The organism is Streptococcus cristatus (genome assembly GCF_001588905.1).
Taxonomy (GTDB): domain Bacteria; phylum Bacillota; class Bacilli; order Lactobacillales; family Streptococcaceae; genus Streptococcus; species Streptococcus cristatus_N.
This window is the reverse complement of the sequence record NZ_LAWH01000039.1, coordinates 1-12,090: the sequence shown is the minus strand read 5'-3', so window position 1 is coordinate 12,090 and position 12,090 is coordinate 1. Positions and strand designations below refer to the sequence as shown.

10 protein-coding genes are annotated in these 12,090 nt (G+C 44.1%); 9 read left to right on the top strand and 1 reads right to left on the bottom strand.

All coding sequences use genetic code 11. The features are described 5' to 3' along the window. Nucleotides 1-339 (top strand): LPXTG cell wall anchor domain-containing protein (locus A0765_RS10470; protein ID WP_179856156.1); only part of this gene is annotated, 339 nt, incomplete at its 5' end. A 418-nt stretch (nt 340-757) separates the two neighbouring features. Next, complete coding sequence (locus A0765_RS08445) at nt 758-1,474, top strand: YebC/PmpR family DNA-binding transcriptional regulator (RefSeq protein ID WP_045498557.1); 717 nt, start codon at nt 758-760, stop codon at nt 1,472-1,474. Nucleotides 1,475-1,552: 78 nt separating this feature from the next. On the opposite strand, the gene queG is transcribed toward A0765_RS08445, so the two are convergent. Then, complete coding sequence (queG, locus tag A0765_RS08440; protein WP_062006001.1) at nt 1,553-2,677, bottom strand: tRNA epoxyqueuosine(34) reductase QueG; 1,125 nt, start codon at nt 2,675-2,677, stop codon at nt 1,553-1,555. Between the two features lie 229 nt (nt 2,678-2,906). Here queG and secA point away from each other — a divergent pair, with 229 nt between their 5' ends. From secA to A0765_RS08400, 7 genes are all read left to right on the top strand, one after another. Beyond that, entirely contained in the window at nt 2,907-5,426 is a 2,520-nt protein-coding gene (secA, locus tag A0765_RS08435) for a preprotein translocase subunit SecA (RefSeq protein ID WP_005591073.1), read from the top strand. 16 nt (nt 5,427-5,442) lie between these two features. Next, on the top strand, nt 5,443-6,474 hold the full coding sequence (locus A0765_RS08430) for a 3-deoxy-7-phosphoheptulonate synthase (RefSeq protein WP_062005999.1): 1,032 nt from the start codon (nt 5,443-5,445) through the stop codon (nt 6,472-6,474). A 1-nt stretch (nt 6,475) separates the two neighbouring features. Further along, nucleotides 6,476-7,513: a 3-deoxy-7-phosphoheptulonate synthase gene (locus tag A0765_RS08425; RefSeq protein ID WP_062005997.1), complete on the top strand. Its 1,038-nt coding sequence runs from the start codon at nt 6,476-6,478 to the stop codon at nt 7,511-7,513. 198 nt (nt 7,514-7,711) lie between these two features. Beyond that, a complete protein-coding gene (gene acpS, locus A0765_RS08420; RefSeq protein ID WP_062006003.1) occupies nt 7,712-8,074 on the top strand; it encodes a holo-ACP synthase in 363 nt (120 codons plus the stop codon). Beyond that, on the top strand, nt 8,064-9,170 hold the full coding sequence (gene alr / locus A0765_RS08415) for an alanine racemase (protein ID WP_062005995.1): 1,107 nt from the start codon (nt 8,064-8,066) through the stop codon (nt 9,168-9,170). Before acpS ends, alr begins: the two co-directional genes overlap by 11 nt. A 31-nt stretch (nt 9,171-9,201) precedes the next feature. Then, complete coding sequence (recG, locus tag A0765_RS08410) at nt 9,202-11,217, top strand: ATP-dependent DNA helicase RecG (RefSeq protein ID WP_062005993.1); 2,016 nt, start codon at nt 9,202-9,204, stop codon at nt 11,215-11,217. A gap of 314 nt (nt 11,218-11,531) precedes the next feature. Further along, a partial coding sequence (locus A0765_RS08400) for a beta/alpha barrel domain-containing protein (RefSeq protein ID WP_503327649.1) occupies nt 11,532-12,090 on the top strand: 559 nt, incomplete at its 3' end.

Here is a 12,090-nt window from a genome sequence, read left to right as displayed (position 1 = left end):
AAGGTTACAGCAGACTCAGCTAAACCAGCTGATGAAGTCGTAACTTACAAGAAGGTAGAAGTTCCACCTACACCGACACCAACTCCGGAACCAAAACCAACTCCTACTCCGGAGCCAAAACCAGAACCAAAACCAGAACCGAAACCAGTTCCACCAACTCCAGCTCCGGTACCAAATAAACAAGTACCGAACAAGCCAGTGGAACCGAAAGTTCCTGGAACTACTGCTCTGCCAAATACAGGTGAGAAATCATCTTCAGCAGCAGTGCTTGGTTTAGGAATTGTTGCAACACTCGCAGGTGTCAGCTTGATTAAACCAAGATTGAAAGAAGAAGATTAATTCTTTCTAGCTTGGATAGTAATCACTGAAGAGTTGTGGACGGTTAGTTAACAGCTCGCAAAAATCGATAACTTCGTAAAGAAGTTATCGATTTTTTATTTATTTGATTAGCTAACTTTGGTAGTAAGAAATGAGAGAAGGCTCTAGTAAAATAGGAGATTTACTGGAGAATGATAGGGATATTACCTCAAATTTATTAGCACCATTCGTTTTGCTATCGAGAAAATATAATGACTGATCTCGACTTACTAAAATATATAAGGAACTAGTATTCTAATTTTTTCTATATTTAGTTCGTACTTCAGCAGATAATTTTAGGGAATTGGGGACTTTCCTGTTTTTGTTGGATGATTTTTCGCCTTTCCTGTGTTATAATAAGGAAGATTAAAATTGTAGAATAGTTAAAGGAGAAATTCCAATGGGACGTAAGTGGGCCAATATTGTAGCTAAGAAAACAGCTAAAGACGGCGCAAACTCAAAAGTTTATGCTAAATTCGGTGTAGAGATCTATGTAGCAGCGAAAAAAGGTGAACCAGACCCTGAGTTGAACACAGCCCTTAAGTTCGTTATTGATCGCGCTAAGCAAGCGCAAGTGCCAAAGCATGTTATTGACAAGGCGATTGATAAGGCTAAGGGAAATACAGACGAGACCTTTACAGAAGGTCGTTATGAAGGCTTTGGGCCGAATGGTTCTATGTTGATCGTTGATACCTTGACTTCGAATGTTAACCGAACTGCGGCTAATGTCCGTGCAGCCTTTGGGAAAAATGGCGGCAACATGGGTGCTAGTGGCTCTGTATCTTATCTTTTTGATAATAAAGGTGTCATCGTTTTTGCTGGTGATGATGCAGATAGCATCTTTGAATTGCTTTTAGAAGCAGATGTAGATGTGGACGATGTAGAGGCTGAAGAAGGAAGTATCACTGTTTATACAGCGCCAACTGATCTACATAAAGCAATTGTAGCCTTGCGTGAATCTGGTATCCAAGAATTCCAAGTGACAGAGCTGGAAATGATTCCTCAGTCTGAAGTGGAATTAACAGGAGAAGATTTAGAAACCTTCGAAAAATTGTATAGCGTCCTTGAAGACGATGAAGATGTCCAAAAAATCTACACCAACGTAGATGGATTCTAATTGAATAACATAAAAATACAGTCTGATTTAGTATAAGCTGCGTTCTAAGGCAGTTTCTAAATCAGACTGTATTTATTTTTAGTTAGTTAAGTGAAATTTTTTTAGGAATTGTTCCTGTTCCTCTTTGATAGCTTCTGTGGGATTTTTCACAGCAAGAATCATCTCAATCATTTCAGGATTGGCTTCGCGTATTAGCTGACTGAGAGCCCAGATGGCCGTAGCGATATGGATAGGATTCTGCCCTTTATCGATAATTTCTAGCAGTTTGGGAATGGCAGAGCGGTCATTAGCATTAGCTAGAGCGATGATGGCATTGCGCTGTAGGATGTTTTTGCCCCGCCAGCTGCCGGCTATATGGCCGAATTTTTCCTTAAACTGACCATTAGAAAGTTCCAAGAAAGGAAGGAGCTCTGGATGGGCCAGTTCGGGGTCAATCTCTGTTGCGAGCGGATTGTCCAAGCCTTTATTATAGGGGCAGCAAATTTGGCAGATATCGCAACCATAGATGACTGTCTTGATTTTTTTGCGAAATTCTAGGTCCATGATGCCCTTATCTTGGGTTTGAAAAGACAGGCAGCGCTTGGCATTCATAGTCCCATCACCAATCAGGCAGGAGGTGGGACAGGCCGTTACGCAGCGGTTGCAGTCTCCACAGTCATAGTCGACAGGCTGGTCAGGTTCGATGTCCAGATTGGTAATGAGCTCACCCAGAAACATATAAGAACCAAATTCCTTGGAGATGACCAAGCCGTTCTTGCCGATAAAGCCGATTCCTGCTCGCCGGGCTACAGCGGTGTCGACCAAGGCTCCTGTATCCACCATGCCTTTATATTCAAAGTCGGCAGTTAACTCCTCAATTCCTTTTGCAAGCCGATCTAGCTTGTCCTGTAGGACATAGTGGTAATCCAGTCCCCAGCTATTGGGAGTGAACTTTCCTCGTTTGTAAGCTGTTTTTTGTGGCTGTTGCTTGAGCTTGTGGGGGTAGGCGACTGCGATAGAGATGATGGTCTTAGCTGAGCCCAAACTCAGCTTGGGCTTAATTCGCTCCTCAATATTCTTGTGCTCAAATCCTGAATTTCGACCTTCTTCTACGGCCAAGCGTAGCGACTTTTCCAGATAGTCAAAGTCATCCGCTGTCGTAAAGCCAATTTTAGAAATGCCAATGTCTTTTGATAATTTGATAATTTCTTCTTTGATATTCATTGCTATTATTATATCGAAATTATGAGAATTGTGCGAGAAACTACTTCGTGAAAACCATGATTATTTAGCAAATTTGAGTGCAGGAAGAGTTAGGCAGATAAGCGTGTAAATTGAGAAACGACAGCCTTTCGAGCCAATTGCCAAATGGATTATTTCTTGAAAGATATGGGGAAACATGCTATAATGAGAGGAAACATTTATAAACAGAACATAGCGAGTAAGGAATAAAATGGCTAATATTTTAAAAAAAATCATCGAAAATGATAAAGGTGAAATAAGAAAATTAGAAAAGATGGCGGACAAGGTCATGTCCTATGAGGACGAAATGGCAGCCTTGACCGATGAAGAATTGCAAGCAAAAACGGTTGAATTTAAGGAACGTTATGCTAATGGTGAAACTTTAGATCAACTTTTGTTTGAAGCATTTGCAGTTGTCCGCGAAGGAGCGAAGCGTGTCTTAGGTCTTTTCCCATATAAAGTTCAGATTATGGGGGGGATTGTCCTTCACCATGGTGATGTGCCAGAAATGCGTACGGGGGAAGGAAAAACCCTGACAGCGACTATGCCTGTTTACCTGAATGCCTTATCTGGCCAAGGAGTTCACGTTGTTACAGTCAATGAATACTTGTCCGAGCGTGATGCGACTGAGATGGGTGAACTTTATTCTTGGTTGGGACTTTCTGTTGGTATCAACCTAGCATCTAAGTCACCAATGGAAAAAAGAGAAGCTTATGCTTGTGATATCACCTACTCAACCAACTCTGAAATTGGTTTTGACTACCTGCGCGATAACATGGTGGTTCGGGCTGAAAATATGGTACAGCGTCCGCTTAACTATGCCTTGGTTGACGAGGTGGATTCTATCTTGATTGACGAAGCGCGTACGCCATTGATCGTGTCAGGACCGACTGCTTCTGATACCAATCAGCTTTATTACAGAGCGGATAGCTTTGTGAAAACACTTCAAAAAGATGACTATATCATTGATATTCCATCTAAGACGATTGGTTTGTCAGATTCTGGTATTGACAAGGCTGAAAGTTACTTTAACTTAGAAAATCTATACGATCTTGAGAATGTTGCTTTGACTCACTTTATCGACAATGCCTTGCGTGCTAACTATATTATGACCTTAGATGTGGATTATGTCGTGAGCGAAAAGCAGGAAATCCTCATCGTTGACCAATTTACAGGGCGTACAATGGAAGGTCGTCGTTTCTCTGATGGACTCCACCAAGCGATTGAAGCAAAAGAAGCTGTGCCTATCCAAGAAGAATCAAAAACATCTGCTTCGATTACTTACCAGAACCTTTTCCGTATGTATAAAAAACTATCAGGGATGACAGGGACTGGTAAAACAGAAGAAGAAGAATTCCGTGAAATTTATAATATTCGCGTAATTCCAATTCCAACGAACCGTCCGGTCCAACGTATTGACCATCCAGATTTGTTGTATCCTAGCTTGGAAGCGAAGTTTAAAGCAGTCGTGGAAGACGTCAAGGAACGCTACAAAACAGGCCAGCCTGTCTTGGTCGGTACAGTATCGGTTGACACGAGTGACTATCTTTCTCAAAAATTAGTGGCTGCGGGAATTCCTCATGAAGTTCTGAATGCTAAAAACCACTATAAAGAAGCACAGATTATCATGAATGCTGGTCAACGTGGTGCTATTACCATCGCGACCAACATGGCTGGACGTGGTACCGATATCAAGCTAGGTGAAGGTGTCCGTGAATTGGGTGGACTTTGTGTCATTGGTACAGAGCGCCATGAAAGCCGCCGGATTGATAACCAGCTTCGTGGACGTTCAGGTCGTCAAGGAGATCCGGGTGAATCACAATTCTACCTATCTCTAGAAGACGATTTGATGAAACGCTTCGGTTCAGAGCGTATTAAGGCCTTGCTAGACCGGATGAATCTGAGCGAAGAAGAATCCGTCATCAAGTCTCGGATGCTAACGCGTCAGGTGGAAGCAGCCCAAAAACGGGTTGAAGGTAATAACTACGATACTCGGAAGCAAGTCCTCCAATATGATGATGTCATGCGCGAACAACGTGAAATTATCTATTCTCAACGCTATGATGTCATCACAGCAGACCGTGATTTGGCTCCAGAAATCCATGCTATGATCCGTCGGACGATTAATCGGATTGTAGATGGAAGCAGTCATTCAGATCATGATGAAAAGATAGAAGCGATTCTGAATTTTGCTAAATATAATCTTGTAGCAGAGGATTCTATCTCAGCTGATGATTTAGAAGGTAAATCAAATCAAGAGATCAAAGATTACTTGATGGAGCGAGCTTCTGAAGTTTATGCCAATCAGGTTTCTAAACTTCGTGATGAAGAAGCAGTTCAAGAGTTCCAAAAAGTGCTGATTCTACGCGTTGTAGATAATAAATGGACAGATCATATCGACGCCTTGGATCAATTGCGTCAGGCTGTGGGACTTCGTGGCTATGCTCAGAACAATCCAGTTGTTGAATATCAGGCAGAAGGTTTCCGGATGTTTAATGATATGATCGGCTCTATCGAGTTTGATGTGACTCGTCTTATGATGAAAGCACAGATCCATGAGCAAGAACGTCCACGTACAGAGCACAGTATCAGCACGACGGCTACTCGAAACATTGCTGCCCAAAACCCAAATCTTCCAAAAAATGTTGATTTATCCTCTGTAAAAAGAAATGATTTATGCCCATGTGGTTCAGGTAAGAAATTTAAAAATTGTCATGGCCGCAAGAAGTAGTTTATAAGGAGAGAAGATGACCTTTAAAGCAACTAGTCAACCAATCAATGTAGCAGAAGTGCGTCAGCTTGCTAAGCTAGAAGGTTCTATTCTAGCTCATAAGCAAGAACGGGATCGCCAACTAGAAGCCATTATCCGCGGTGAGGATGATCGCATCCTTTTGGTTATCGGTCCTTGCTCCTCAGACAATGAAGAAGCTGTCTTGGAATACGCTAAGCGTTTGGCAGCTCTTCAGGAAGAAGTCAAAGATCGGATCTTTATGGTGATGCGGGTTTATACAGCCAAGCCATGGACTAATGGTGATGGCTACAAGGGCTTGATTCACCAGCCTAATGCGACAGCGGCACCTAGCCTAATCAATGGGATTAAGGCGGTTCGCAATCTGCATTATCGCGTGATTTCAGAAACTGGAATGACGACGGCTGACGAGATGCTTTATCCAGAAAATCTTCCCCTAGTAGATGATTTGATTTCCTATATGGCGATCGGTGCTCGTTCTGTTGAAGATCAGCAGCACCGCTTTGTAGCCAGTGGAGCGGATTTTCCGACTGGTTTGAAAAATCCTACATCTGGCAATCTAAATGTCATGTTTAATGGCATTTATGCGGCTCAGAACAAGCAGAGCTTCCTCTTTGCAAATCGGGAAGTAGAGACGAGTGGAAATCCTTTGGCCCATGCGATTCTGCGCGGTGCCATCAATGAATATGGGAAGAACATTCCGAACTACTATTATGACAATCTGCTGGACACAATCGCCCAGTATGAAGCAATGGGATTAGAAAATCCATTTATCATCATTGATACCAACCATGACAACTCTGGCAAGCAGTATTTGGAGCAAGTCCGTATTGTTCGTCAGACTTTGATCAACCGCGACTGGAATAATAAAATCAAGAAGGTTGTTCGTGGCTTTATGATTGAATCTTACTTGGAAGATGGCCGACAAAATGAACCAGAAGTCTTTGGCAGGTCTATCACAGATCCATGCCTAGGATGGGACAAGACGGTCGAACTTGTCCATGAGATATACGATACACTAGGTAAATAACATGGCATTTATAGAAAAAGGTCAGGAAATTGACATCGAGCAGATCAAGTCTGCAACGATTTTGTCAGACCAAGCTCTGAAAAAGAAACATCAACGTGATCAGGAATTGGCCGCCATCATCAAGGGGGAAGATCAACGCTTGCTCTTGGTTATCGGTCCCTGCTCATCTGACAATGAAGAGGCTGTAGTGGAGTACGCTCGCCGGTTGGCCGACCTCCAGCAGAAAGTGGCGGATAAGATTTTTATCGTCATGCGAGTCTATACTGCCAAGCCTCGGACCAATGGGGACGGCTATAAAGGGCTCGTTCACCAGCCAGATACTTCAAAAAGTCCAAGCTTGATCAATGGGTTAAAGGCAGTGCGCCAGCTTCATTACCGAGTCATTACTGAGACAGGCTTGACTACTGCTGATGAAATGCTCTATCCTTCCAATCTAGTGCTGGTAGATGATTTGGTTAGTTATCATGCCGTAGGTGCTCGATCGGTTGAAGACCAAGAACACCGCTTTGTAGCGTCTGGCATTGACGCTCCGGTTGGTATGAAAAATCCAACATCCGGCAATCTTGGAGTCATGTTTAATGCTGTCTATGCTGCTCAAAATAAGCAAATCTTCCTTTATCATGGTCAGGAAGTAGAAACGTTAGGAAATCCTCTTGCGCATGTGATTTTGCGTGGTGCGTTAGATGAGTACGGTAAGAACAAGCCTAACTTCTATTACGAAAATCTTCTGGATGTGATCAAACGCTATGAAGAAATGAAGCTGTCCAATCCTTTCATCCTGATTGATACCAATCATGATAATTCTGGCAAGCAGTATTTGGAGCAGATCCGGATTATCCGTCAGACTCTGATCAACTGTGCTTGGAATGAGCAAATCAAGAAGGCTGTACGTGGATTCATGATTGAATCCTATTTGGAGGATGGCCGCCAGAATGAGCCAGAAGTCTTTGGTAAGTCTATTACCGATCCTTGCTTGGGCTGGGATAAGACAGAAGAACTCGTTCAGGAAATCTATGAGACCTTAGAAAAAGAAGCTTAAATAGAAAGGATTAGGAGGCTTTGGTAGAAGTCTACTAATGAATATAGGCAAGCTCATACTCTACGAAAATCTAATTTTGATGATGTTAAACCTCTTTGATGCATTTCAGTGTCATTCTCATCGGTTTGCCTTGTCGAAATTAGATTTTCTTTCAATCTCCTTGGGAGAAGAGCCTTGCCTCGTATTCTCAATAAAAGTATGATAAGAGGACACGGAATAGATATAGAAGAGATTTCCAGCATTGCTCGAGCCTACGAGAAGAATGCGCGCTTTGCTGAGAAAATCTTGACGGCTCAGGAGTTGGCTCGGTTTGGCTCCTTAAAGGGCAAGCGCAAGCTGGAATATTTGGCAGGTCGCTGGTCAGCTAAAGAAGCCTTTGCCAAGGCTTGGGGAACCGGTATTGGCCCTGTGACTTTTCAAGAGTTGGAAATTTTAAATGATGATAAGGGGGCGCCTTATTTCAGCAAGTCCCCCTTTGCTGGTTCGGTATGGCTATCAATCAGTCATGCTGGAAATCTGGTGACCGCCAGTGTGATTTTGGAGGAATACAATGAAAGCTAGTCTACATAGACCCACTAAAGCAGTCATAGACCTGTCTGCTATTGCATTTAATATTGAGCAAATTGCGGCTCATATTCCCCAGTCGGTCCAGAAGTGGGCAGTAGTCAAGGCCAATGCTTATGGACATGGTGCGGTTCCTGTCTCTCAGTATATTCAGCCGCTTGTAGATGGTTTTTGCGTGTCCAATATTGACGAAGCCCTCGAACTACGAGAAGCTGGCATTGCTAAATCCATTCTTATTTTGGGTGTTTCTTCATTGGAGGCTGTGCCTTTAGCGATCCAGCAGCAGATTACCCTGACAGTGGCTAGCCTAGCTTGGTTGGAGGAACTCTTGAGCCAGCAAGCTAATCTGACGGGCTTGACTGTTCATATCAAGATTGATTCAGGCATGGGACGCATTGGCTTCCGTGATAGTCAAGAAGCCCAGCAAGCAATTAGCCGTCTGCAAGCAGCAGGAGCTGTGGTAGAAGGAATTTTTACTCATTTTGCAACAGCTGACGAATTAGATACAAGTCATTTTGTAGCCCAATTAAATCGTTTTAAAGAGATTTTGAGTGATTTAGCTTTCTTGCCGCCGATTGTGCATGCTAGCAACTCTGCCACAACTCTTTGGCACAGTGAAACGATTATGAATGCTGTTCGGCTGGGCGATATTATCTACGGTCTGAATCCTAGCGGACGAGTGCTGGACCTGCCTTATGAGGTCAAATCAGCTTTGAGCTTAGAATCTGCCTTGGTTCATATCAAAGAAATTCAAGCGGGCGCCCATGTCGGTTATGGGGCAACCTATACCAGTGATAGCCAGCAAATCATTGGAACCATTCCTCTGGGTTATGCTGATGGCTGGACCCGCGACATGCAGGGCTTTGATGTCTTGATCGATGGTCAGCGCTGTCCAATTGTCGGTCGGGTTTCTATGGATCAGATCACAGTGCGTCTACCTCAAGTCTACCCTTTGGGAACGCAGGTGGTCTTGATTGGTCAGAGTGGAGCCGAGCTTATTACAGCAACGGATGTGGCAGACAAACGTGGTACGATCAATTATGAAGTGGTCTGCTTAATCAGCGATAGGGTACCGAGAGAGTATAAAAAGTAAAAGACAATCAAGAAGAAGGAAAGGAGGCAGGATGAATCTGCACCAGGCTTTGACGGCCCTGCCAGGAGTGGGGCCAAAATCGGCTGAAAAATTTAAAAAACTAGGCCTTGAGAGCCTGCAGGATCTCCTGCTCTATTTTCCTTTTCGCTATGAAGATTTTAAGAGTAAGAATGTCCTTGATTTAGAAGATGGAGAAAAGGCGGTCATTTCTGGGATCGTCGCGACTCCAGCTAATGTTCAGTATTATGGCTACAAGCGCAATCGCCTGCGTTTCACGATCAAGCAGGGAGAAGTCGCGATTGCAGTCAATTTTTTCAATCAGCCTTATCTGGCAGATAAGATTGAGCTGGGAGCAACGGTGGCTATTTTTGGTAAATGGGATAAAGCCAAGGCTAGTCTGACGGGGATGAAGGTGTTAGCTCAGGTCGAAGACGACTTGCAGCCTGTTTATCGAGTTGCCCAAGGGATCAGTCAGGCCAGTCTAGTTAAACTGATTAAGGCGGCCTTTGACCAAGGTCTAGATCAGTTATTGGAGGAAAATCTCCCTCCTATCCTTCTGGAACGCTACCAGCTTTTGGGGCGCACTCAAGCTGTGCGTGCCATGCACTTTCCTAGGGACTTAGCGGAATACAAGCAGGCTGTGCGTCGAGTCAAGTTTGAAGAACTTTTTTATTTCCAGATGCAACTGCAGGTTCTGAAGCATGAGACCAAGGATGTCAGCCAGGGACTGGCTATTCCTTGGCAGGAAAAAATGCTGGCTCAAAAGAAGACTGAGCTGCCTTTTGCCCTGACGGAAGCTCAGGAGCGGAGTCTGGAAGAAATTCTCAGTGATTTGCAATCGCCTGCCCATATGAACCGTCTTCTGCAAGGAGATGTTGGTAGTGGTAAGACCGTTGTGGCTGGTTTAGCCATGTATGCCGCCTATACGGCAGGCTATCAGTCGGCTTTGATGGTTCCGACAGAAATTTTGGCTGAGCAGCATTTGGATAGTCTGACTCAGCTCTTTCCTGAACTGAATTTGGCCCTCCTGACTGGTGGCATGAAAGCCGCTGAACGCAGAGAGACTTTAGCTGCCATAGAGTCGGGGCAAGTAGATATGGTGGTCGGCACCCATGCCTTGATTCAGGAAGGGGTAGTCTATCATCGACTGGGCCTGGTCATTATTGATGAGCAGCATCGTTTTGGAGTGGACCAGCGTCGGATTTTGCGGGAAAAAGGAAATAATCCTGACGTCCTCATGATGACAGCCACGCCTATTCCTCGGACTTTGGCCATTACCGCTTTTGGCGATATGGATGTCTCCATCATCGACCAGATGCCGGCTGGTCGCAAGCCTATTATCACTCGCTGGGTCAAGCACGAGCAGTTGGAAGTGGTCTTGGACTGGATGAAAAAAGAGCTGGCCAAGGGTGCCCAAGTCTACTTCATTTCTCCCTTGATTGAGGAATCCGAGGCCTTGGACTTAAAAAACGCGATTGCGCTAGAGGAAGAGCTCAAGGCCTACTTTGCCAATCAGGCTCAGGTGGCTCTCCTTCACGGTCGTATGAAAAATGACGAAAAAGAGGCCATTATGCAGGATTTCAAGGATGGGAAAACAGATATTCTAGTGTCAACTACAGTTATTGAAGTCGGCGTCAATGTTCCGAATGCGACCATCATGGTTATCATGGATGCTGATCGCTTCGGACTCAGCCAGCTTCATCAGCTGCGGGGCCGAGTTGGTCGGGGAAATAAGCAGTCTTATGCCGTTCTGGTTGCCAATCCCAAGACAGAGTCTGGGAAGAAACGCATGAAAATCATGACCGAGACAACAGATGGCTTTGTTCTGGCTGAGGAAGACCTCAAGATGCGTGGTTCTGGTGAAATTTTTGGGACCCGCCAGTCCGGTATTCCAGAGTTTCAGGTGGCGGACATCGTGGAGGACTATCCCATTTTGGAAGAAGCACGTAAGGTAGCCAGTCAAATCGTTGCCAATCCTAACTGGCAGCAGGATGACAATTGGCACCTAGTATCTCTGCATCTTGAAAAACGCGATTATCTGGACTAGCAAGATAAAGTTTGGATTTATTGGTTTAAGCTTTCTGCAAGAAAATTCTAAGCCTTCCTTAAGCTTTGAGGCCTATAATAAAAGCATCAAAAGAAACGAGGTGGCAAAAATGAAAGTAGCAGTTAAAGTAACCTATAAAAAAGAATTCAAACAGATGCGCCGCGTGAACAAAACTTATGGAATCTAATATTCCCAAGTGAAAGATAAAAGAAGATACCTCCGGAAGAAATTCTGGAGGTATTTTGCTATTGAATCAAGGCTTTCTTGCAATTTATGTTATAATATAGAATAACTATGATAAAAGGAGCTCAATTATGTTTCCAGATGACAGTTTGACTTTACATACAGACTTATACCAAATCAATATGATGCAGGTTTATTTCAACGAAGGTATCCATAATAAGCGTGCTGTTTTTGAAGTCTATTTTCGCAAGAATCCTTTTAATAATGGCTATGCCGTTTTTGCGGGCTTGGAGAGGATTGTGGCTTATCTGAATGATTTGACATTCAGTCAGACGGATTTGGACTATTTAGCGTCCTTGGGCTATAATGGAGCTTTCTTAGAGTATTTACGCGATTTCAAGATGCAGCTGACCGTGCGTTCTGCTAAAGAGGGAGATTTAGTTTTTGCCAATGAACCGATTGTTCAGGTCGAAGGGCCGCTGGCTCAATGTCAGTTAGTGGAAACAGCGATTTTAAATATCGTGAATTTCCAAACCCTGATTGCGACCAAGGCAGCGCGCATCCGCTCTGTGATCGAAGATGAGCCGCTGATGGAGTTTGGTACCCGTCGTGCTCAAGAAATGGATGCAGCGATTTGGGGCACGCGGGCAGCCGTTATCGGCGGGGCCAATGGGACCAGCAATGTTCGGG